This window comes from Candidatus Stoquefichus massiliensis AP9 (assembly GCF_000455285.1).
GTDB lineage: Bacteria > Bacillota_I > Bacilli_A > Erysipelotrichales > Coprobacillaceae > Stoquefichus > Stoquefichus massiliensis.
Genome location: NZ_HG005294.1, coordinates 27,000 through 50,289, shown reverse-complemented (window position 1 = coordinate 50,289; position 23,290 = coordinate 27,000). Strand labels below are relative to the sequence as shown.

17 protein-coding genes and 1 pseudogene are annotated in these 23,290 nt (G+C 33.1%); all 18 read left to right on the top strand.

Annotated elements, in window-relative coordinates; genetic code table 11:
* Nucleotides 1-130: 130 nt before the first annotated feature.
* The 18 genes and pseudogenes from BN350_RS20065 to BN350_RS15480 all read left to right on the top strand — a co-directional run bounded on the left by BN350_RS20065 (nucleotide 131) and on the right by BN350_RS15480 (nucleotide 23,258).
* Nucleotides 131-856, top strand: a complete 726-nt coding sequence (locus BN350_RS20065) for an LPD28 domain-containing protein (protein ID WP_049945594.1) — start codon at nucleotides 131-133, stop codon at nucleotides 854-856.
* 24 nt (nucleotides 857-880) lie between these two features.
* Nucleotides 881-9,355 carry a helicase-related protein gene (locus BN350_RS21475; RefSeq protein WP_028044423.1) on the top strand — a complete coding sequence of 2,825 codons (8,475 nt, stop codon included), beginning with the start codon at nucleotides 881-883 and terminating at the stop codon, nucleotides 9,353-9,355.
* A gap of 45 nt (nucleotides 9,356-9,400) precedes the next feature.
* Nucleotides 9,401-10,357 (top strand): DUF3991 and TOPRIM domain-containing protein, encoded by a 957-nt coding sequence (locus tag BN350_RS15560; protein WP_028044422.1) that lies wholly within the window; start codon nucleotides 9,401-9,403, stop codon nucleotides 10,355-10,357.
* Nucleotides 10,358-10,430: 73 nt separating this feature from the next.
* Entirely contained in the window at nucleotides 10,431-10,697 is a 267-nt protein-coding gene (locus BN350_RS15555; protein ID WP_028044421.1) for a hypothetical protein, read from the top strand.
* Nucleotides 10,698-10,946, top strand: a complete 249-nt coding sequence (locus BN350_RS15550) for a hypothetical protein (protein ID WP_028044420.1) — start codon at nucleotides 10,698-10,700, stop codon at nucleotides 10,944-10,946. It abuts the gene before it with no gap.
* A 56-nt stretch (nucleotides 10,947-11,002) separates the two neighbouring features.
* Complete coding sequence (locus BN350_RS15545) at nucleotides 11,003-11,221, top strand: hypothetical protein (RefSeq protein ID WP_231385305.1); 219 nt, start codon at nucleotides 11,003-11,005, stop codon at nucleotides 11,219-11,221.
* The gene (locus tag BN350_RS19520) at nucleotides 11,221-11,418 is read left to right on the top strand and encodes a DpnD/PcfM family protein (RefSeq protein ID WP_044600389.1); all 198 of its coding nucleotides are present in this window, start codon (nucleotides 11,221-11,223) and stop codon (nucleotides 11,416-11,418) included. Before BN350_RS15545 ends, BN350_RS19520 begins: the two co-directional genes overlap by 1 nt.
* Nucleotides 11,419-11,546: 128 nt before the next feature.
* Nucleotides 11,547-12,401 carry a hypothetical protein gene (locus BN350_RS15535; protein ID WP_028044418.1) on the top strand — a complete coding sequence of 285 codons (855 nt, stop codon included), beginning with the start codon at nucleotides 11,547-11,549 and terminating at the stop codon, nucleotides 12,399-12,401.
* A gap of 1 nt (nucleotide 12,402) precedes the next feature.
* The gene (locus tag BN350_RS15530; protein WP_028044417.1) at nucleotides 12,403-12,951 is read left to right on the top strand and encodes a hypothetical protein; all 549 of its coding nucleotides are present in this window, start codon (nucleotides 12,403-12,405) and stop codon (nucleotides 12,949-12,951) included.
* A 332-nt stretch (nucleotides 12,952-13,283) separates the two neighbouring features.
* Complete coding sequence (locus tag BN350_RS15520; protein WP_049945593.1) at nucleotides 13,284-13,616, top strand: plasmid mobilization protein; 333 nt, start codon at nucleotides 13,284-13,286, stop codon at nucleotides 13,614-13,616.
* Nucleotides 13,616-15,013, top strand: a complete 1,398-nt coding sequence (locus tag BN350_RS15515) for a relaxase/mobilization nuclease domain-containing protein (protein ID WP_028044415.1) — start codon at nucleotides 13,616-13,618, stop codon at nucleotides 15,011-15,013. Before BN350_RS15520 ends, BN350_RS15515 begins: the two co-directional genes overlap by 1 nt.
* A complete protein-coding gene (locus BN350_RS15510) occupies nucleotides 14,955-15,698 on the top strand; it encodes a PcfB family protein (protein ID WP_028044414.1) in 744 nt (247 codons plus the stop codon). The genes BN350_RS15515 and BN350_RS15510 overlap by 59 nt, the downstream gene beginning before the upstream one ends.
* A 3-nt stretch (nucleotides 15,699-15,701) precedes the next feature.
* Nucleotides 15,702-16,613 carry a hypothetical protein gene (locus BN350_RS15505; RefSeq protein ID WP_028044413.1) on the top strand — a complete coding sequence of 304 codons (912 nt, stop codon included), beginning with the start codon at nucleotides 15,702-15,704 and terminating at the stop codon, nucleotides 16,611-16,613.
* A gap of 4 nt (nucleotides 16,614-16,617) precedes the next feature.
* The gene (locus BN350_RS15500) at nucleotides 16,618-16,830 is read left to right on the top strand and encodes a hypothetical protein (RefSeq protein ID WP_028044412.1); all 213 of its coding nucleotides are present in this window, start codon (nucleotides 16,618-16,620) and stop codon (nucleotides 16,828-16,830) included.
* Nucleotides 16,817-17,362, top strand: a complete 546-nt coding sequence (locus BN350_RS15495; protein ID WP_028044411.1) for a type IV secretory system conjugative DNA transfer family protein — start codon at nucleotides 16,817-16,819, stop codon at nucleotides 17,360-17,362. The genes BN350_RS15500 and BN350_RS15495 overlap by 14 nt, the downstream gene beginning before the upstream one ends.
* Nucleotides 17,363-18,093: 731 nt before the next feature.
* The gene (gene ltrA, locus BN350_RS19515) at nucleotides 18,094-19,863 is read left to right on the top strand and encodes a group II intron reverse transcriptase/maturase (RefSeq protein WP_081652942.1); all 1,770 of its coding nucleotides are present in this window, start codon (nucleotides 18,094-18,096) and stop codon (nucleotides 19,861-19,863) included.
* 113 nt (nucleotides 19,864-19,976) lie between these two features.
* Nucleotides 19,977-20,822 (top strand): annotated as a pseudogene (locus BN350_RS19510) (VirD4-like conjugal transfer protein, CD1115 family); the annotation flags it as partial.
* A 618-nt stretch (nucleotides 20,823-21,440) separates the two neighbouring features.
* On the top strand, nucleotides 21,441-23,258 hold the full coding sequence (locus BN350_RS15480; protein WP_028044410.1) for a reverse transcriptase domain-containing protein: 1,818 nt from the start codon (nucleotides 21,441-21,443) through the stop codon (nucleotides 23,256-23,258).
* Nucleotides 23,259-23,290: the final 32 nt, after the last annotated feature.

The window sequence follows — 23,290 nt, the reverse complement described above, 5'->3', positions numbered from 1 at the left end:
AGGAAACAAGGCTTGAAAGATATAATCTGATTGGTGTTATCAAGGAAGAAAAAATGCCAGAGTGGGCAAAAGAAAAACTGAATCAAATTGAAAAAAGTCAAAAGAATAAAAGTAAAGGTGCTGAACGCTGATGCTGAGAGCAGTTGTTGAACAAAATCATAAAAAAGCATATATAGACTTTAACAGTTCATGGGATAAAATTCATAGATCACTTCGCCATATTGGAATCCAAAAAAATATAGATCAATTGAAAATTAACGAACCACATATCAAGGTTCATTTTACAAAGGATTCAGGTCATTTTTATTCTTGCCTTAGACAATTAGTCAATGAAAATGATACGTATTTTGCTGTTTATGATGCATGTCATATTCTCCAGAGTGAAGATAAGGAATTTTTAGATTATTTGCAGAGCAGGTTTAATAAAAATGAGATTAACAGTATTGCAGATATCAGCATTACAAAGGATTTGTATCTATTATATAAGATCAATAAAACTGATAATGCTAAATGGAGTTTTAATGCAGATGTTCTGCACTATGAACAGATAAATTTTTTAAATAAAACAGTCCTTTTTACTCCCTCAAGAATTGACAGAAATACACTTCCTCATGGAGTGTACTTCTATGAAGTTCAGCATGATGATGCTCATAGAGGTATTATGACAATGATAGGTCATCATATAACAGTTAATTTTTGGGGAAGCATTATATCCAGTCAGAAAATCGGATTAGATAGAAATGGTTATAGAGAAATTGATGAAAAGAAAGATATCAGGTTTTTAGATAAACCAGTTTTAACACTAAAAGAATATTTAAATAAATATCCAGCTAAAAAAATAAGCTTTGAAAGATAAAACTATTAAAAAAGGAGGTGCAGTATGCCAAGCAAATATCAAACAGTATGTGAATTATTAAGGGAAACAACATTAACAGTGACAACATCTGCTGATCAGTGGCTCAATTTTCTTGATACATCATCGTGGTTCTTCAAGTCAACTTTTGAAGATCAGTTGCTTATTTATGCTCAAAAGCCAAATGCGACAGCGTGTGCTGAATTTGATGTATGGAACAAGAAACTTCATCGCTGGATAAAAAAAGGCTCCAAAGGAATTGCTTTGATTGCAGATAATGGTTTGAAATATGTATTTGATGTTTCAGATACAATCGCTAAAGACAATCGGCCACTTTATCTGTGGGAAGTCAAGGAAGAGTATTATGATGAACTTACTGCAGGACTTGAAAATGAGTATGGCAGTATTGACAAGAACGATTTTGGAGCAGTTCTTCTTGAAGTTGCTAAAATCATTTCTGATGAGAACGTTAATGATTATCTTACTTCTTTATTGCATTATCATAGTGGCAGCAGTCTTGATGAATTGGAAGATGCAGAAATCACAAGAGAATATAAAAGTCTCATTCAAAACAGTGTTGGTTACTCACTGCTGAAACGCTGTGGATTAAATCCTTTAGACTATTTTGATAAGGAAGATTTTAATGGAGTTGTATTATTTAACACCTATGAAACAATTGGTCAACTAGGAAGTGGATATCGTGACTTAACGGAAATGGGGCTAAAAGACATTGCATTGCATGTTAGGCAGATCATGATTCGTACATTTGATAAGAGCAGAGATATAGTCCAAAATAAAAATATGGAAAGCGAAAGGAGTGATTTTCATGAAGGAAATCAATTACAGTCAGGTGGGAGATTATCAGATGCCCAATCTCAAGGGGATGGAACCAGTCCTCAACAGCAGATACGCAAGGATGAGAGTCAATTATCTCAAGACACATCATCAGGGTTATCTGTTCTCGCTAAAGATCAGCAATCAACTGAATATTCATCTTCAGGAGATAGAAAAACAGATGGAGTTACGTATGGAAACACTGATGAACCAGTTACTGGAGCAATATCCAGCACCCAACAAGGAATTGAAACAGTTGGAGTGGATACAACATATGAACAACCTGAAAATGCAGGCAGAGGAGACAGCAATCAGGGAAATCATTTACAATTAAATTTAGATATTGAGATAACAGATGGTAAGGAGCAGTCTTTACCATTTTTTGATTTAGATGAAATCGAAACAGTGTTAAGGGAAGATAGGGCTCTTATTCGTTCAAGAGCAGAAATTATAGAATACTTTGCAGAACATACAACTGCTGAGGAACGAATAAAATTTTTAAGTGGCAGTTATAATGATTCTATTATTAAGACAAAAAGACGACCTGATTTTTATGATGGATCAAGTTTGAGCTTTAAAAAGGATAAGGAGCGTAATGGTTTAATTATCTGCTATGGAAATTATGGGAAATATGGTCATCCTACTTTCTATGGCTTTGATTATCTTCAGGAAGTTGTAGCAAATCTAATCGACAAAAAAGAATATCTACTGCCAAATATGAAGAATCTCAATGGCTTTCAGTATTCATATTTTGCTGAAGTATTTAATCGTGATGCAAAACATCGTATTTTTTCCTATCAGTCCTACATGAACTATTCATCTGCTGAAATCATCTCATATTTTAAGAAAACTCATGCAGATAGTGAACGAGCTAATTATGCAAAATCCATTTATCCAGTTGGTATTCATGAATTTGTGATTGATGATATTCCATTTGGTTTTGAAAAGAATGAGGATTTTCTTCTTATCTATTTTGGGACGCAGGAGCATATCTCTGCAAAAGAGGAAGTTGAGTGGAAAAGCGTAGCATCAAATATTGATGGACTTATCTTATCCCGATATTTTGATCCTAACGTACAGATTCCAACTATGGAAGAGCAGATAAATTCAGTTTATGAATCTACTGAAAATTTAGAAAAAGGTATCTTTTTCTCTCAGGAGGAAATTGATCGTGTTCTTGTACTGGGGAGTGGAACAAGGGACGGAAAATACCGAATATATAAACAGTTTAAGCAAAATAAGAATAACAAGGAAAATGCTGATTTTCTAAAAAAGGAATATGGTACAGGTGGAACGCATCCTGCAGTTGGATGGATAGATTTATTCCATAATTCTAAGGGAATGACATTAGAGCGTGGAGATATTGGTGAAAAGGATATATCTGTTACATTGAAATGGAGTCAGGTCAGCAAACGTATTGGAGAACTCATCGAATTAGATCGCTATCTAACACCCATAGAAAAAGATTATTATCCAACATATGTTCAAAAAGAAAATGAAAAAATGCTTGAATATGAAAGACAGCAGTTAGAAAAAGATAAAAAAACCAACCAGCCGGAAAAAATAGAAACAGTCAGCGATATTAATATTCATAGAGAATATGTATATAAGATTGGTGATACTGCCTATATTGGAAGTAAGGAGTATGAAATCATTGATACATCTAATGGTGTTGAACTGCGTGATAAGGATTTTCCACTGTTTAGTGAGCAATATACTGAAGAACAGTTTAAAAAATTATTAGCAGACAATCCACTCAATCAACATCTTCTCAAGGAAGTAATTGATGTGCCTGCTTCTCAAGGATTAACAAGACAGCAACTATATCAAAAATATTTGCCCATATTTGTTGATAAAATCAGCAACAGTTCTGTTTATCCAATTCTGCGAGATAGAGAAACCGATGTCACTGAGGCAGAAAGATATATACGCTCAGAAATGATTGAAATTATCAATGAGTATGCTATTGACGATAAGGATATTTATGATGCGTTTACAACTGATGATGAATTCAGAAACTATATGATTGATGATATTCTCGAAAGAACATATCAGGATATATCACTGCATGATGATCATTCCAAACACTTAGTAAATTCAGTTTATGGTGAACTGTATTCAATGTTTCAGAAATTGTCTCCACATACTATTGATAATCTATGCTGTCTGCAGACTATGGGAGCAGGTCCTCGTGATGATAAACTGATGATTACCAATCATGGCAATAATTTTGAACAGAAAGATAATTTTATTGAGATATTCCATATTTCTTATATTAATGGGATGGAAGTCAATCAGCCTCAAATGAAGTTTGAAATTGATTATAAAGAGAAAACATTAAAGCCTATCTATTACTATAGCAGATCTCCTTATATGGAAATTGACTTGTCAAATAACGAGAGTGTTTTAAGTGATGATGAGGTTTCTCAAGAACTAAGTGGCTATGCATCAAAATGGCTACAGAATCTTACTGATAAAAATTATTATCTTATCAATGAGCAGTATTATAGGGAAGATAGTGGATATTATGATATGAATTTTGATAGGGATGGAATCATCAGTACAACTATGCCCTATCCTCAATTAGTAGAATACTGCAGTCAGAATGGAATTGCTCTTGATGATAAATATCGTGAAAATACTGAAGTAAGAACTTTAGAAAGCATTCTTCATTCTCTTAGAATAGAAGATATTGACGTATCGTGGGATGATGAGCATAAAGGTATTATTGCAGGTGATGGTGATAATCTATGGCAGGGTAAAGCGTTCTATGATTTTCTAGCCGGTGAAGTGTTTGTCTATGAAGATGGAAAACCTGCAGGAGTTAATGAATGGGATTATGAACAGTATCTAGGTTTTGCAGGTGAGTATTCAGATGCTCCTAAAATATTGGAGCAACATGAAAAGATGAATTACACCATAAATGAAGATATTTTAGGTGCAGGAGCACCAAAAGAAAGATATAGAAATAATATTGCAGCCATCAGGTTGCTTTTTTTATTGGAGAAAGAAAATCGACTTGCCACTGCAGATGAACAGGAAGTATTAGCAAAATACGTTGGCTGGGGTGGATTAGCAGACGTCTTTGATGTAAAAAAGACAACTTGGAATTACGAATATCGAGAGTTAAAACAACTTCTCAATGATGAAGATTATAAAAGTGCCAGAGAGTCTACACTAACATCTTTTTATACACCACCGTTTGTGATTGAAAGTATCTATAAGGCAATTGAGAATATGGGATTCAGGCATGGAAATATTATTGATCCAGCCTGCGGTATTGGGAATTTCTTTGGAAAGGTTCCTGATTCACTGAGCAGTTCAAAACTCTATGGAATAGAAATTGACAGCATCAGTGGACGAATTTCAAAACAGCTATATCAAAATGCCAGTATTGCAGTAGAGGGATATGAAGATACGAGATTACCTGATTCATTTTTTGATATTGCAGTTGGTAATGTACCTTTTGGTCAGTTTAAGGTCAATGATCCTAACTACAATAAACTCAATTACAGTATCCATGATTATTATTTTGCAAAGACGATTGATAAGGTTCGTCCAGGTGGTGTTATTGCATTCATTACTTCACGATTTACAATGGATAAAGCCAATGGTTCCGTTCGCAGATATATCAATGAACGTGCAGAATTACTGGGGGCTATTAGACTTCCCAATACTACGTTTCAGGATAGTGCCAATACCAAAGCAGTCAGTGATATACTTTTCCTGCAAAAAAGAGATAAGCCAATAGTCAAGGAAGAAAACTGGCTACAGACATCAGCAGACAAAGACGGAAATATCATTAATCAATATTTTATTGATAATCCTCATATGGTTCTTGGAACTTTTAAGCAAACCAAAGGCATGTATGGTCGTGACGACTTAACTGTAGAGCCATTTGAAGATGTGAGTTTAAAAGAATTGTTGTTGACCACAATTGAATCAATCAAGGGAAATGCAAATGATATTTCATATGTTTATGATGATGAAATCAGTGATGAAGAAATAGAAACAATTCCTGCTAATCCAACCGTTAGAAATTACAGCTATACAATTGTCGATGATGAGATCTATTTTCGAGAAAACAGTATCATGACAAAGATGACCTTTTCAAAGACTGCTAAGAATCGTATCTGCGGTTTAATTGCGATTAGAGAAAGTGTCAGAACGCTAATTGAATATCAGACAGAAGATTATCCTGATACGACAATTGAATTAGAACAACTAAATCTGAATCAGATTTATGACGGTTTTATAGAAAAATATGGCTTAATTAACAGTCAAAGCAACAAGAGAGTCTTTCGTGATGACAGTTCATATTATCTGCTATGTTCATTAGAAAATCTCAATGAAGATGGTACGCTAAAGTCAAAAGCAGATATGTTTACAAAGCGTACGATTGGTCGCAAGGCTGAAATCACTCATGCTGATACTCCAAATGAAGCACTGCTATTTTCATTAAATGAGCGTGGCAAAGTGGATTTAGAGTATATGAGTCAACTTACTCATATAGAAATTTCATCATTAATTGAGAGTTTAAAAGGTGTTATCTATAAGATTCCAAATGTAATAGATGGTACAAAGGAAGATGAATACGTCACCGCTGATGAGTATTTAAGTGGAAATATTAGGGAAAAACTGAATATCGCAAAAATGTCTGCGACAATTGATCCTATATACGCGGAACATGTTAAAGCATTGGAAAATGCGCTTCCTGAGCCTTTAACTGCAAGCGATATTGAAGTACGTATTGGTGCTACATGGGTACCTATAGACATTTATGAAGATTTTATGCATGAGATTTTAAGTATGGATTATTTTGCTAAGGAGAAGATTCATATACATTATTCCTATATAACTGATACATGGAGTCTGTCTAATAAAAGCTGGGATAAGGGAAATGTAAAAGCAGAAAAATCCTATGGTACGCATCGTGCCAATGCTTATAGACTGATTGAAGATTCACTTAATCTGAAACCGACTCAAATTTATGATACTGAATATGATGATGAAGGCAAGAAAGTTAGTGTTCTTAATAAAAAAGAAACAATGATTGCCCAGCAGAAACAGGACATTATTAAGGAAAAATTTATCGAGTGGGTGTGGAAAGATTTTGACAGACGTGAACAGTTGACAATACTCTATAATGAAAAGTTTAATTCCATTAGAGCAAGAACCTATGATGGAGACCATTTGACGTTTCCAAACATGAATCCTGAAATTAGCCTGAGAAAGCATCAGAGGGATGCTGTTGCACGTATTTTATATGGAGGGAATACATTGCTAGCACATGTTGTTGGGGCAGGAAAAACATTTGAAATGGTAACTGCATGTATGGAACTAAAACGATTAGGGCTATCTCAAAAATCATTGTTTGTTGTTCCGAATCATCTTGTTGAACAGTGGGGATCAGAGTTTCTTCAGCTTTATCCATCAGCAAAGATATTGGTCACAACGAAAAGAGATTTTGAAAAAACCAGAAGAAAGAAATTCTGTTCAAGAATCGCAACTGGTGATTTTGATGCAGTCATTATTGGCCATAGTCAGTTTGAAAAAATTCCAATGTCAATTGAACGTCAGCGTCATTTAATTGAACAGCAGATTGAATCAATTACAAATGGTATAACAGATGCTAAAAACAATAATGGTGCAAAATTTACTGTTAAGCAATTAGAAAAAACGAAGAAAAGTCTACGAGATCGTCTTGAAAAATTAAATAAGCAGGAGCGAAAAGATGATATCATTACTTTTGAAGAATTAGGTGTAGACAGATTGTTTGTTGATGAAAGTCACTTTTATAAAAATCTGTTCTTATATACGAAGATGAGAAATATATCACAGTCGGATGCACAAAAATCAAGTGATTTATTTATGAAGTGTCAGTATTTAGATGAGGTAACAGGTGGAAAAGGAATTGTCTTTGCGACAGGAACACCTATATCAAATTCCATGACAGAAATGTATACGATACAGCGTTATTTACAGTATAGTACTTTAAGGAAGATGGGATTAGAGCATTTTGATAGCTGGGCAAGCACATTTGGAGAAACAGTAACTGCCATAGAATTAGCACCAGAGGGTAAAGGCTATCGTATGAAAACACGTTTTTCCAAGTTTTATAATCTGCCTGAATTAGTAGCGATCTTCAAAGAGTGTGCTGATGTTAAGACAGCTGATATGCTGAATTTACCAACACCCACTGCTCACTATCATAATATTTCTGTTCTAGCAAGTGACATACAAAAAGAGATATTGGAAGATTTAGCAGAGCGTGCAGAAAAAATTCGTGATGGAAAAGTTGATCCAACAGTGGACAATATGCTGAAGATTACAAATGATGGTCGTAAGTTAGCATTAGATCAGAGATTAATTGATCCATTGCTACCTGAATTTGAGGGAAGTAAAGTCAATGAGTGCATTAGGAATGTTTTGGAAATTTATCAAAAGACAGCTGATAGAAAGTTAACGCAATTGATTTTCTGTGATATGTCTACACCTAGGGTAGATACCTTTAATATCTACGATGAGATACATGAAAAGTTGGTTAGAAATGATGTTCCAGATGATGAGATTGCATATATTCATAATGCAAATTCAGATATAAAAAAGAAAGAACTGTTTTCAAAAGTACGAAGTGGAAAAGTGAGAATTTTGATTGGTAGTACGCAAAAAATGGGAGCAGGAACAAATGTTCAGGATAAATTATTTGCGATTCATAACCTTGATTGTCCTTGGCGACCAAGTGATTTAGAGCAAAGAGTTGGAAGAATTTTAAGACAAGGGAATACAAATTCAGATGTACACATTTTTCGCTATGTTACAGAAAATACCTTTGATGCCTATTTATATCAGTTGATAGAGAATAAACAGAAATTTATCAGTCCGATTATGACATCAAAAAGTCCAGTGAGAAGTGCAGAAGATATTGACGAAGCAACACTCAGTTATGCAGAAGTTAAAGCTTTGGCAAGCGGTAATCCTAAGATTAAGGAAAAGATGGACTTGGATATTCAAGTCAATAAATTAAAGATGGCTAAAGCGCACTATTTATCTGAAAAATACAGTCTTGAGGATCAGATTGTAAAGTTTTATCCGGTCCGTATTCAAGTGATGAAAGATAGAATCAAATGGTATGAGGAAGATATTGTTAGTATAGAATATCCTAAGGAATTTGATGGAATGATGATTTTGGATAAGCATTACAATGAAAAAGAGCTGGCAGGAAATGCACTTCTACTAGCAATACAGCAGATTAAAACCACGAGTGAAACATATATTGGTTCGTATCGTGGGTTTGAACTTTATATCGAATATAACCTTGGAACAAAGCATCATCAGACAATACTGAAGAAAAGAAATTCATATTATGTTGATTTAGGCAGTGATGTATTTGGAAATATTACTCGACTGGACAATCGTATTGAAAGCATTCCAAAAAATCTTGAAAGTGAGAAAATAGAATTATCAAATACACTTAATCAATTTGAAAATGCAAAAGAAGAAGTTAAAAAACCTTTCATCAAGGAAGAAGAACTTCAGGAAAAACTAAGTCGTTTATCTGTATTAAATAAGGAACTGGATGTTACAAATTCCAAAGAACAGAATATTATTGATTCAGGAGAAGTCATTGAAGAAAAAGAAATAAAATCTAGAAATTACGAACGATAGAGAAAACTTATTTTGAGTTTTCTCTATTTAATTATGGAGGAAAAAATGAAAAGGCATATTACAACAGAACAACTTGCAGAAGTAAAAAAAATAGATTTATTAACCTATCTGTCCAACTACGAACCAAATGAGCTTGTTAAATTAAGTAGAAATGATTATGTCACAAGAACACACAGTAGTCTCCATATTTCCAATGGAATGTGGTGCTGGTGGGTAAAAAATATTGGTGGTAAAACAGCATTGGATTATCTGATTAAGGTAGAGGAAATGAATTTTTTGGATGCCGCACTGCTTATTCATGAATGTATTACAAATGAAAAACCACAAATATCTAAAACTTATCATAAAAATGATAATAGATATCTAAGACTGCCACCTTCAGCTGATAGCAATGAAAATGTTATTCATTACTTAACTAATGTAAGATGCATTGATAGAGAAATTGTTGATTATTATATTTCACTTGGAATGATTTACGAGGCAAGGGATGATCATGCAGTTATCTTTTTAAGTTATGATGATAATAAAAAGCCTCGTTATGCGTTTAAAAGATCAATATGTGGAAATGAAAAAAGACATTTGAGTGGCTGTGACAGATCTTATAGTTTTTCTTTTGTTGATAAGGAGAGCAGTGAACTGCATTTGTTTGAAAGCAACATAGAAATGCTTTCGTATCAGACCTTGATTAAGCAAAAGAAAAGAAATTGGAAAAGAGATAACTATCTTTCACTATCAGGTGCTACGATGATAGGAAGCAGTATTGAAGATACCGATCTGCCAATTGCTCTATATGAATTTCTAAAAAGCAATCAGAATATTAAAGAAATATATGTTCATACAAATAATGATCGTGCTGGTTATGAAACCTATCAAAAGATATATTTTCATTTGTCTAAAAAATTTAATGTTTATAACAAAATCCCAAAACATACAAATGATATAAATGAATTGCTTATTTTAAACAATACTAAAAAGAAAAATAATTCACATCTTATTCTTTAGATAAGATGAAATTGCATATTGGATATATTATTTTACATTCTATATACTTCTATTTATATGGAGGTAAAATTTTATGGAGGATATGGATTATAACGAATTTGAGGAAATTCTACAGAAAATAAATAATAATGTTTACTATGTTATACTTTCCGTTATAGAAAGCATTAAAGATTCTGAAGAATTTAGAGAGTTAAGTTATTCAAGTGAATATAGACAATATGCAAATAAACTCTTGCTGGAATGCATTAGAGATGCATATTTTGAAGGTGCACATTATACACTAAGATTACTGACAGAAGAATTAGATGCTATTGTAGAAAGACGGAAGAAGGAATGTTAAATGAATAATGATATAGATAAAAATATATCTATAACAATTGGAAAAAGCAATGAAAAATATTCAATAACTATTATTTCTTCTGATGATTTAAGTATTGAGGATATTCACGAAGTGATATTTAGTTTTTTTGATATTGCAAAATTACACTACATTATGAGTGCTGAAGAATTTTCCTCTTTCGTGATTGCATTGGAGATATGTTTATATACTGATGAGACGAATTTTGAAGAACTTAATAAATTAAATTAAGATATCACACAAAAATTATTTTAGTATTAAAGCAACCACAGAAGGTTGCTTTTTATATGGGAAGGAAAAAAATGATAAAGAAAATTACTAAAGAAATTAATAAACTGGAACAGCAGAAACACCAAAAAAATGAAAAAAGAAATCAGCTGGATAGTGAAATCAGTCTTATTTCATTGCGATTAAAAGAATTAAATAATTTGAAGAATCAGTATGAGAAACTAGAAAAATCTACTGATTCTTTTTTTGAAAATAACGAGAATGGAGGGACTGTTTAATGCCGAAATACAAAATGGAAATCACTGAAATATTACAGCATACTGAAATAATTGATGCTGAAAATCAGGAAGAAGCAATCAGAAAATTGAAGGAAAAATATGATGATCAGGAAATTATCTTAGATTCTGCCAATCATGTTTCAACAGAATTTCATGTGCTGGAGAAGATTAAAAAGCGTGATTTATATGAAAGATAAGTATATTATCTTTAGATTTTCGTCGATAAATACATGTAATTACAAAGAATTAACAATTATTTAATATAATGATACTAGAGAATACTTCCTTTATAAATTAAACTATTAGCATAAAGGAGGAAATTGATATGATTAAAGGGAAGAAATTTTTGATACCATGCTTAGCAAGTTTAATATGTTTAGGAGGGGTAGTAAATGTTAAAGCAGATAGTATCATTTCGAACAATTCACAAGAAAATTATTATAGTGAAACAACATATTATACAGGTGATGAATTAAAGAATATTCAGCCATACAATGTTGAAACAGAGGATAGCGTATTAGTCGGTGCAGTAGAAAAAACGGTTTATGTTTCTGAGAAGAAAGATGATAATGGTAAAATTATTGATAGTCATCTTATGAATGAGGATGAGGTTAATGAGTATAAAAAATCATTATTGACAAGAGATAGTTCACACTTAGGAAACGATTCTACATCTAGAGGAAGATTAAATATTTTAATTCAGTTATTTAGAGAAGGAAGCGAATATCGTGCATATGGAAACGCAAAGTGGGCAATAGGTGCAGGTACTGCAGAACAAGGCCCAGCTTCTGGTAGAGATTTTGTTGCACTAACTTGGGGTGGTGGCAATAATTTAGTACAAACATCTAAAAGTTTGTCAGTTACTCGTCATAATGGAAGTTCTATGTCTTATAGCCAGGCAAAAGCTGACTCATACAAAGGTTATTGCTGGTCATTTGATGATTATTCAAGTAGTGGAAATATGGAAAGTTTACAAGCGATAGTTAAAATTAAAAGAGTTAGCAGTAAATTAAAAAACTTGCAAACGAGTATGAAGTTTACTTACATTCATACTTACCAATCTGTTACAGGATCTATTAGTTTTAGTGGTGGAACTGCTGGTTCAGCAGCAGGTGTTAGTTTATCATCAACATCAAAAAAATGGCAAATTGAAGTAGATGTTCCTGGCATAGTATATTAATATGAAAAAAATAATTTTGGTTATATTAATTTCATTAACAGGTTTAAGTTTAAGTCTGCTTCCAAAATTATGTAAATCTAATAAGGTTAACATTGATAATCATAATTCAGTAATTGATAACATATTACAGTTAAAAGGATATACTTCCATTAATATAGTTAAAGAAAAAAGATATAAAGATTATTATGCAATACTTTATTATAAATCGAGTTTCAATATAGACAATTCTAAAAAGAATTTAGAATTATCAATCTATAAGAAACTTGATAATTCAAAAAATAATTATGATTATTATGGAGGAGCATCCTCAACTAAAGATTTTGATACATTTAATTGTAATGACAGAGGTCAGGAAACAATTATTATTGTTTATGGTGATAATCAGTTAACCAATGCATCTTCATATTGTATAAAGAGTTCACAAAATTTATATAAGAAGAATATTGAATCAGATTTGATCTTAGATATTTATATTATATATGATACTAACAATTGTAGCTCAGTTAATGAGTTGCTTGATATAAATGGAGAAATCATTAAAATGTTTTAACGAAATTACACATACTAATATGATATAAAAATGAATAATTTAAATCTTATTTAATTTTTAACCAACATTAATTAATAGTAAATAATGTTGGTTTTTTTGTTTTATTTCAAATGATAAATTTAAGACATATTGTGTCCTGAATTGTAGCAAGCAAGGACTTTTGGGTACAAAGAGTCCAAAAGTCAGCTTGTTAGGGGATATCCCCCTAATACCCTCATCTAAGAAAGGAGAATGTGATATGGAGTTGTTGAAGTTGTTTGTGGTTTATGAAATTGGTGTTTTAAGTGGAGTTGGACTTCTGATTCTTATACAGAAGTTGCATGGTGTGTATGATGAAACGAACTAAAGAGATTAAGGTTCGTCTTAGTGATGAAGAATTTGAAAAATTGAATCAGGATGTATTAGAGAGTGGATTATCTAGAGAGGAATATGTAAGATCGCTTTTAAGAAAAGTAGTGCCTTCCAGTAAGCCAAGTCCTGATTTTATTGAAACAATTAAGCAGTTAAGAATGATAGGAAACAATCTGAATCAGATAGCTGTGATTGCCTATAAAACAAAATCAATTGATGTTGTGAGGTATAAGAAAGAAATGCTGTTACTGCAAAATGAAATTAAGCATATTTTAGATTTGTATAATGAACCGATACAATTGGAGGAAAGGTGATGGCAACAACTTCTATATGGGCAGTTAAGGATAATCTTAAAAGAGTGATTGATTATGCATCCAATCCAGAAAAAACAGAGAACAAGGATTTTGATCAGTATGATTTTAAGGGATTGGAAAATGTTATTGAATATACAACTGATGATTTAAAAACAGAAAAGCAGTTTTATGTGAGTGGAGTTAACTGTCATCCAAGCAATGCTTTACAGCAGATGATACAGACAAAGAAATCTGCACACAAAGAAGATGGAGTACTAGCATTTCATGGGTATCAGTCATTTCAGTATGGTGAAGTCACGCCTGAAACAGCACATCAGATTGGTGTTGAACTTGCAGAGCATATGTGGAGTGATGATTTTGAAGTTATTGTAAGCACCCATTTGGATAAGGGACATTTTCATAACCATTTTGTTGTAAATTCAGTTTCATGGACAACAAGAAAGAGGTTCCTAAACAAGCATAGAGATTATGACAGATTAAGAAGACTGTCCGACGAGCTTTGCAGAAAATATAAATTAAGTGTTATTGAGAATCCGAAAAAAGGAAAGCATTATGCAGAGTGGCGTGCTGAAAAACAAAAGATACCTACAAAGCGATCTATTATAAAGGATGATGTTGATAGAGCAATCATTCATTCAAGAACCTTTACCCAGTTTGTTCGCTATCTAAAAGAATATGGATATGAGGTTAAAACAAATGTTAAGCATATTGCTGTTAAGTCACCTGGATCTGATAAATTCTTTAGACTTCATAATTTAACCAATGATGAATACTACAGTGAAGAAAATATAAAATCAAGAATACTTGAAAAATCTATCTTTGTAAAAGAAAAAATGAATCTGAAATCAAGCAATACCAAATACAGATATCATGGTCAGTTTAAGAAAGCAAAGAAATTAACTGGCATTAAAGCATTGTATTTTCATTATTTATATCGAATGGGAATTATTCCCCAAAATGCACCTCATCAGAAGAAGGTGTATTTTTTTATGAAAGAGGACTTACGCTATATGGATAAAATCACAAAAGAGATAACACTTATCTGCAAAAAGAACATTAATAGTATGGAAGATTTAGGTCACTATGAAAACTCAGTTAATGAAAGATTGGATAATCTTATTAAGGAACGACGATGTTTCTACAACAAGGTGAGACGATGCAAAAACAGTGATACTAAAGAAAAACTCCAAACTGATATAGGTACTTTATCAACAGAAATTAAGGAACTGCGAAAGGAGGTGGTTTTATGCAGTGAGATCAGAAAGCGATCACTATTGATTGCTGAAAAATTGAAACAGGTAAATGAAATTGAAAACGGAAAGGACGGTGAAAAAGAAAATGAACGCAGGAGGAGAAACAGCCGATCAGGTCGTACGCATGACACTTCAGGGCATTGAGGTTGCAGCTAATGTTGCATTAAAAGCAGGTGGAATGGCATCCAAGTCACTTGCAGTTACATTGTATGCTATTCTAACAGACAAGAAAAAAGTTAAGGGCAAGGCAAGATTAAATTCCATGCTAAAGAGTGGCAAGGAGTTAAAGGTTTTTGCGATTCGTCATGAAGATTTAAAATTATTTATGGAGGAGGCAAAACATTATGGTGTACTCTATACGGTACTTAAATCAAAAAATGATGTTAATGGAATTTGTGACATCATGGTACGAGCTGAAGATGCATCTAAAATCAGTAGAATCATTGATAAGTTTGAACTTGCAACAATTGATACAGAGGCTATTAGAAAGTCAGTCATGGCTCAGCAATCTGCTAAAGATAATGTATTAAAAGATGTTCCTGTTTTAAGTGATGATGAGCATGATGCATTAGTGGATTCTCTTCTCAAGACAGTTGAGGAGAAATCAAATGAAAACCCCACATTGGCTCGAACACAGAAGATGGGCGAGAATCAGTTCGAGCATACCTTAGATCAAAAAGCACCTATTACTGAGCCCAAACGCAAATCAGTTCGCAAGGAACTCAATGAAATCAAGGAAAAACGTGAACAGCGAATTTCCAAAAAGAAACAAACTGTTAAACAGAGAAATTCACATAAAAAAGTAAAAAGAAAGAAAAAGGAGCGATAAACTATGAATGATATATTTGAAATGCTTGATAGTGCTATTCAGGAAAAATCAGCAAATCAGCAACCTAGAATGCCAAAGGAAGAATATGCAGAAATGATGAATCAAAGGCGACAGGAACTCTACAGTAAAGTTACTCAGCAGATTGATGTGATTAAGGATAATCCTCAGCAGTATATACATTATCTGTATATGCAGGCAAAATTGGATTATACAGTTTCAAATACACTACTGATTATGGCACAAAAGCCTGATGCGACAATGCTTAAGGACAGCAATCACTGGCGAGAAAATAAGCAGTATATTAAAAAAGGTGAGAAAGGCATTCAGATACTTGAGCCTGCTGGGGAATATCAAAAAGAAGATGGGACAATGGGAACAAATTATAAAATCAAGTATGTCTTTGATGTTTCACAATTAGGCAATAAAGTCAATTTAGATTTGTCACCTAAAATTCCAATTAGAGACCTTATTAGTGGACTCATCTATGCAAGTAATGTAAGAATTCAAAAGTCAGATACAATGATGAGCAAAGAAGATGTTCTTTATTCTCCTGAATCATCAACTATTTTCTATAAGAATAATATTGATGGAAATTCATTCCTTCAGGGATTGGTTAGAGAAATCTGTTATGTTGAATTTAATAAGCAGTATGGCAATATGGATCGTGAAAGAGATGGATTTATTGTTGAGAGTTCAGCCTATATGCTTTGTCAGAAGTATAATATATCCGCTGATGATAAAAATTTTGCTAATCAGGTTTCTCAGTATTTTTATGGGATGAGCGAGCAGGATATTAAGGAAGAGTTAAGCAATGCTAAAAACTTAAGTGATGATGTGGGTAAAAGAATTGAAAGAGGAATTTATAAGACTCAGCAGGAAAAAGTCAATACACAAAATCACAATATAGGACGCTGATTTTATGGGGTTATTTGAACAAAAGGAAAAAGAAGTGACTGTTAATATTATAGTTACTGATGTTGAAAGAAAAATTATTATTACTGCCCTTAAGCGTTTAAGAGATGAACAGATCAAGCAAGATAAGAATTATGATTTTATTGAAACAATCATCGGCAAAACAGCAATGGCCAATCCAATCAATAGAAAGGCAAGAAACAGTTATGAAGAAAGATAATAGTGATGAAATTATATTTCTTGTCATTTGTATTATTCCAGTAGTCTGGGTGGCACTGCTTTTTGCACCATATATGAATAAGGGGTTACTGAATGCTTTCATGCAAATGAATGATGCTTTCAGTGATCCTTTTGCTATTATCTGGTGTAGGGATAGTTTACGAACGGTTGCAGTATTTCTAATTGCTTATGTATGTTCAGTAGGTATTTATATATCAAACAGAAAAAACTATAGGCGAAAGGAAGAATATGGTTCAGCCAAATGGGCTAATACCAAAACAGTCAATAAAAAGTATGAAGATAAGACTTTTCAAAAAAATAAGATTCTTTCTCAGAATGTTCGCATCGGTTTGGATGGTAAAAAGCACCGAAGAAATCTGAATACGATTGTGATTGGTGGAAGTGGTGCTGGTAAAACTCGTTTCTACGGAAAGCCGAATCTGATGCAGTGCAATACCTCGTTCGTTGTACTTGATCCAAAAGGAGGTGCGAGACGTTCGTACATGAAAAGTGTACGCACATCTCAAATTTAAATATATTGAATTTGAAATGGAGAACTGAATATGTGATTAGTCGAATGATAAGGTAACGCTTTGAAAGGCTAACTTTAATCCTCCGACTGGCATGGACGTGAGTAAACACAGAAGTGTCAGAAGCTCGGTGAAGTCGGCAGAGAGATACCGTAACAAGTAGAGTTGACGAAAATCATTTAGAGGTAAGTGATGTATCCTATATGCCGGAAGTCTATAAGTTGCCTATGGTTAGAATGTGGGTTGACATTCCCACTGACGAAACTTCGAATGTACGGGTCTATATCGGGACTAAGTAGAAATGCTTGGTGACACAAACGTGTTGCTACTGTGGTTGAGTAAAACTCCGCCTTTATGAAAGACCATATAGTGTTACAGGCACTATCAAGGTAGCGGGCTCATAGAAGTGACCTAAGGGTAAAATGAACAGATAACATATTCGGAACGTCGAAAGCTAACAACGTAGAGAATTTACTTTCAGTGAAACGGTTCTAACGAAAACGTTACGTATAAGTTAGATTGATGTTAGTGAGAGAGGTGCCATAGTACCAATGAAACCGTAAATAAGTAAGCGGTGGAGGGATAGGCACTAGTCATGTTAAAAGTAAAAGTAAAATTAGAAATGGTATGGGTTCGAGTAAGACTAAGAGATGTATTACTCCCAACCTTTAGGAAGGAGGATACAGACCATACAAAGGAAAAAGAAGAAGTTACGTCATAATGAATATTATGACATGCAGAGAGTATTTGATGAACTTTATGCAAGCAGTAAAAATGGGAATAATTTCTATAAATTATATGAAATTATTATTTCCAAGCAAAATATCCTATTAGCATATCGGAATCTGAAAACCAATAGTGGCAGTGAAACTGCTGGAGTAGATGGAAAGACCATAGCCGATATAAAGAAAAAAACAGAAGAAGAGGTTATTCGTAAAGTAAGAAATAAATTGAATAACTATCAACCTCAGGCTGTCAAGAGAGTCTATATTCCAAAAGCTGGAAGTGATAAAACAAGACCATTAGGAATACCTACAATATGGGATAGACTTGTACAGCAGTGTATTCTTCAAGTGCTAGAGCCTGTCTGTGAACCTAAGTTTTATAAACATTCATATGGTTTCAGACAGAATAGAGCATGTGAACACGCTATTAGTCGAGTTGTCTCACTGGTCAATGTTGCCAATCACCATTATTGTGTTGATGTAGATGTCAAAGGTTTTTTCGATAATGTAGACCATGGAAAACTATTAAAACAGATTTGGACGTTAGGAATACGAGATAAGAGAATTATTTCTATTATAAGTAAAATTCTAAAATCAGAGATAGCAGGAGAAGGTATACCAACAAAAGGGACACCTCAAGGTGGTATTATTAGTCCCCTATTATCGCTTATCGTTCTAAATGAACTTGATTGGTGGGTTAGCAGTCAATGGGAAACATTTAAAACAAGTGGTAATGCAAGTGGTGGTAAGGGTTGGTTTGGATATGCACATAAATATACGAATCTCAAAGACGGGTTTATTGTTCGTTACGCCGATGATTTTAAAATCATGTGCAAGTCCTACCAGGAAGCTCAAAGATATTATTACGCTACGGTGAACTTTTTGAATAAGAGACTGAAATTAGAAATCAGTCCTGAAAAATCAAAAGTAGTTAATCTTAGAAAGAATTCATCAGACTTTCTAGGATTTAAAATAAAAGCTATACCTAAAGGAAAAACCAAATATGGATATGTTGCAAAAACGGATATGAATAGAAAGGCAATAGCCAAGGCAAAAGAGCATATGAAGAAACGACTTCTAGATATAGTGAGGAAGGATACTATGACGTCAATAGGGTTGTATAACTCAACAGTTATAGGACTTCAAAACTATTATCGAGTAGCAACGAATATTTATAACAACCTTATGGAAGTGAGCTATTCGTTACTTCCGAGTATGCGAATACGTCTAAGAACAATTGCCAAAACAAAAAGATTCTGTGAAATGGATAAAGAGTTTAGAGAACTGACTTATGGAATTCAGCCCAATACTAAAATCTATGTAGTAAAGGATAAAGGATTACTCCCAATCACAGGAGTTCGACGATACAATCCACTGAACTTTAGTCAAGAAATTTGCGACTATACGATAAAGGGAAGAAAAAAGATACATGATAACATAACAATTGTTCAGCAAAAGGGTTTAACAAAACTATTAGATTTGAGAAACCCAAAAGAAACAATTGAATTTAATGATAATCTGATATCGGCTTATATTATGCAGAGGGGAAAATGCTTTATAACAAAAGAGACATTAAACCTATCATATGGAATAGCCATAAGGAAAAATCCTAATGAAGAAAATAAAGATTATCATACGAATATAGTTATCATTCATCAATTTTTCTATAACCTATTATTCCTAAATGAAAAATATTTTTATAAAAAGCTGAGAACTATGAATATGACTTTAAACTCACAAAATTTAATAACAGAAATATTTGAAAATTATAAAAACTAATTTAAAACTTTTACTTTAACATGATGGCAAGCCGTATGAGGCGAAAGTCTCACGTACGGTTTAGAGCGGGGGAAAATCTGGAGATAACTTCAAAGGATTACCTATCGCTATAACTTTTGCGTGATATAGGATATCTTCTAGAAAAGAGTGGATATGTCATTAAGGTTGTTGACTTAATCAACATGTCAAAATCACACTGCTACAATCCGTTTGAATATATCAAGGATGATAAGGATGTACTGAAGTTAATTACAAATCTTATTCGTAATACCAATCCAAAGGGGAGTCAGACAAATGATCCATTCTGGGAGAAGTCTGAAACAGCATTATTAGAGGCACTTTGTCTATATCTTTTGCATGAGGCTCCTAAGGATGAGCAGAACTTCACAATGGTTATGGAAATGATTTCAAGTGCAGATGTTAGGGAGGATGATGAGGAATATCAAAGTCCATTAGATGAACTGTTTGAAAGACTTGAATTAAGAAAGCCTGACAGTCTAGCAGTTAAGCAGTATAAAATCTATAAGCAGGCGGCTGGAAAGACAGCAAAATCAATTTTAATTAGTGTCGGTGTACGATTAGCTGCTTTTAATCTTGAGAGCATTGCGTCTTTAACTGCAACAGATGAATTGGAATTGAATTTAGTTGGAGAAAGAAAGACAGCTATTTTTGCAGTTATTCCTGACAACGATTCAACTTTTAATTTTCTTGTTGGTATGCTTTATACACAGCTGTTTCAGATGCTTTATTATCAAGCAGATATTATACATGGTGGTGAACTGCCTATACCAGTTCATTTTTTAATGGATGAGTTTGCCAATGTTGCATTGCCAGATGAGTTTGATAAGCTGTTAAGTACAATGAGATCAAGGCAAATATTCGTATCTATCATTATACAGAATCTTGCACAGATTAAGGCACTATATAAAGATAGTTGGGAAAGCATCGTAGGGAATTGTGTGCGCCCATAAGTAGATAGCGCAATATAAAATATCTACGTGGTTTTTACAAGATACTGCCTTAAGCAAGCAGTAGGTAAAAGTATCAAAGTGACAAATAGTTACAACCTATTATTTTACAACTTATCCAAATGGGAAACCAAATGGGGAGTGTAGCATGTTGTTGTTTCGATTTAGAAACACTGGTGACATAGACAAAGTTCTATAAGTTAACGTCATTAGAAAATAAAAATTGATGTATAAGGAATAAAGCTAAACTGCCTAAACGATAGCCAAAACTGGGGAATCCGACCCTTCATACGAAATAGAACTGAAACGTATGATTTTCCTATCATTTACATTTCGCAGTTATGGAAATGAGTGATACTTAGGAATTAGTAACCGTAAGACAACGGGCAAATGGCGAAAGTCGATTCCGACAACATCAAATGCTTATCTTGTAATAACTAAATGGGGATGACCTAAACCTTGAAAAAGGCATGGTTACACAGCTCTCATAGTAGTCCGAGAACCCTGAAATGACAGGGAAAGCCGTAAAAATGGATGCAGTAACACTGCTTACATGGCGAAGGAGAGCAGCTTGTTGTTAATACTAACAGAAAGGAAGGTGCGTGAGGCATGAGAAATCCAATTGAAGTATTAAAAAGTTTGACGGAAAAGTCAAAGAATGAAGACTATAGATTTCAAAGGTTATATAGAAACTTATATAATCCAGAGTTTTATTGGCTTGCATATAAAAACATATACGCTAATAAAGGTAGTATGACTGCTGGTGCTGATGGAACAACATTGGACGGTATGAGTGATGAAAGAATAGAAAAAATTATTCAATCTCTAAGAAATCGTAGTTACAAACCTAAACCTGCAAGAAGAGAATATATTGCAAAGAAGAATAGCAAGAAGAAGCGTCCGCTTGGTATTCCATCTAGTGACGACAAATTGTTGCAGGAAGTCGTTAAAATGATTTTAGAAAGTATTTATGAAGTCACATTTAAAAAGACTTCACATGGTTTTAGACCTAAAAGAAGTTGCCAAACTGCTTTAAAACAAATTCAGAAAACTTTTACTGGAGCGAACTGGTTTGTTGAAGGAGATATCAAGGCTTGTTTTGATAGTTTTGATCATCACATTGTCATTCATCTGCTTAGAAAAAGAATAGATGATGAAGCATTTATTCAGTTGATTTGGAAATTTTTAAAAGCTGGATATATGGAACAATGGACATTCAATAAAACATACAGTGGCGTACCACAAGGCTCAGGTATCAGTCCAATATTATCTAATATCTATTTACATCAGTTAGATGAATATATGGAAGAATACCAAACGAACTTTGAAAAAGGTACAAAGAAAAAAGCAAATCCTGAATATAAGAAAGCATTCAAAAGAACATCGTATTATAGATGTACAGGTAGAAAAAAATGGGCAACTCTAACACATGAGGAACGAAAAAATAGAACTGCTAAATTACGTGAACTAGAAAATACAGAACGTACTATGACAACTACTGTACCAATAGATAATGAGTACAAACGTATTCAGTATGTTAGGTATTGCGATGACTTCATTGTTGGTGTTATTGGCAGTAAGGAAGATGCAGAACAAGTCAAGGCAGATATTAAGGAGTTTTTGATATCAAAACTAAAACTTGAAATGTCAGAATCCAAAACGAAAATAACTCACACTAGTGATAGAGCAAGGTTTCTAGGATATGATATTACAATTTCCAGAAGCCAAGATACAACGAAAACAGCAAGAGGTCATATCCAAAGATGTCAAAGCTATGTAGTAAAATTATTAGTTCCTAGAGAAAAATGGGTTAATAAACTGATAGAATACAAAGCGATTAAAATCAAAATTAACGAAAATGGTAAAGAAAGATATGTAGCACTTCACAGAGGTAAATTAGTTAATAAGGAAGATATAGAAATATTGGCATCATACAATGCTGAAATTAGAGGATTGTACAATTATTACTCAATAGCAAATGATTCCTTTAAAATAGGAATATTTGCGAATTTGATGAAGTATAGCATGTATAAAACATTCGCTAACAAATATAAAACAAACGTACATGAAATTAAAAGAAGGTACTGTATAAATGACCTATTTACGTTATCTTACATGACTAAGAGTGGTCTTAAAACAACCACTTTCTATAAAGATGGTTTTAAGAGGAAAATGGAAGCAACAAAATATGATGATGTCAGTACATTACCTCAATATACACGATATATGAAAACCAATACACTTAGACAACGAGTAGCAAACGGAGTTTGCGAACTATGTCAATGTAAAACTAATGAACTGGAAATACATCAAGTGAAGAAACTAAAAGACTTAAAAGGAAATAGCGAGTGGGTTGCGGTCATGCGTAAAATGAGGCGTAAAACCCTTGTTGTCTGCACTACTTGCCATGAACTTATTCATTCTTAAAGACTATTATGCAAACATAACAAGTGGAAAGC

What these genes read in the sequence shown, in the direction of transcription:
- BN350_RS15500 (WP_028044412.1), top strand. Translation starts at nt 16,618, where the DNA reads ATGGGGTTATTTGAACAAAAGGAAAAAGAAGTGACTGTTAATATTATA.
- BN350_RS15480 (WP_028044410.1), top strand. Translation starts at nt 21,441, where the DNA reads ATGAGAAATCCAATTGAAGTATTAAAAAGTTTGACGGAAAAGTCAAAG.
- BN350_RS15560 (WP_028044422.1), top strand. Translation starts at nt 9,401, where the DNA reads ATGAAAAGGCATATTACAACAGAACAACTTGCAGAAGTAAAAAAAATA.
- BN350_RS15520 (WP_049945593.1), top strand. Translation starts at nt 13,284, where the DNA reads ATGAAACGAACTAAAGAGATTAAGGTTCGTCTTAGTGATGAAGAATTT.
- BN350_RS21475 (WP_028044423.1), top strand. Translation starts at nt 881, where the DNA reads ATGCCAAGCAAATATCAAACAGTATGTGAATTATTAAGGGAAACAACA.
- BN350_RS15545 (WP_231385305.1), top strand. Translation starts at nt 11,003, where the DNA reads ATGGGAAGGAAAAAAATGATAAAGAAAATTACTAAAGAAATTAATAAA.
- BN350_RS15495 (WP_028044411.1), top strand. Translation starts at nt 16,817, where the DNA reads ATGAAGAAAGATAATAGTGATGAAATTATATTTCTTGTCATTTGTATT.
- BN350_RS15530 (WP_028044417.1), top strand. Translation starts at nt 12,403, where the DNA reads ATGAAAAAAATAATTTTGGTTATATTAATTTCATTAACAGGTTTAAGT.
- BN350_RS15550 (WP_028044420.1), top strand. Translation starts at nt 10,698, where the DNA reads ATGAATAATGATATAGATAAAAATATATCTATAACAATTGGAAAAAGC.
- BN350_RS20065 (WP_049945594.1), top strand. Translation starts at nt 131, where the DNA reads ATGCTGAGAGCAGTTGTTGAACAAAATCATAAAAAAGCATATATAGAC.
- ltrA (WP_081652942.1), top strand. Translation starts at nt 18,094, where the DNA reads ATGCAGAGAGTATTTGATGAACTTTATGCAAGCAGTAAAAATGGGAAT.
- BN350_RS19520 (WP_044600389.1), top strand. Translation starts at nt 11,221, where the DNA reads ATGCCGAAATACAAAATGGAAATCACTGAAATATTACAGCATACTGAA.
- BN350_RS15505 (WP_028044413.1), top strand. Translation starts at nt 15,702, where the DNA reads ATGAATGATATATTTGAAATGCTTGATAGTGCTATTCAGGAAAAATCA.
- BN350_RS15510 (WP_028044414.1), top strand. Translation starts at nt 14,955, where the DNA reads ATGAACGCAGGAGGAGAAACAGCCGATCAGGTCGTACGCATGACACTT.
- BN350_RS15555 (WP_028044421.1), top strand. Translation starts at nt 10,431, where the DNA reads ATGGAGGATATGGATTATAACGAATTTGAGGAAATTCTACAGAAAATA.
- BN350_RS15535 (WP_028044418.1), top strand. Translation starts at nt 11,547, where the DNA reads ATGATTAAAGGGAAGAAATTTTTGATACCATGCTTAGCAAGTTTAATA.
- BN350_RS15515 (WP_028044415.1), top strand. Translation starts at nt 13,616, where the DNA reads ATGGCAACAACTTCTATATGGGCAGTTAAGGATAATCTTAAAAGAGTG.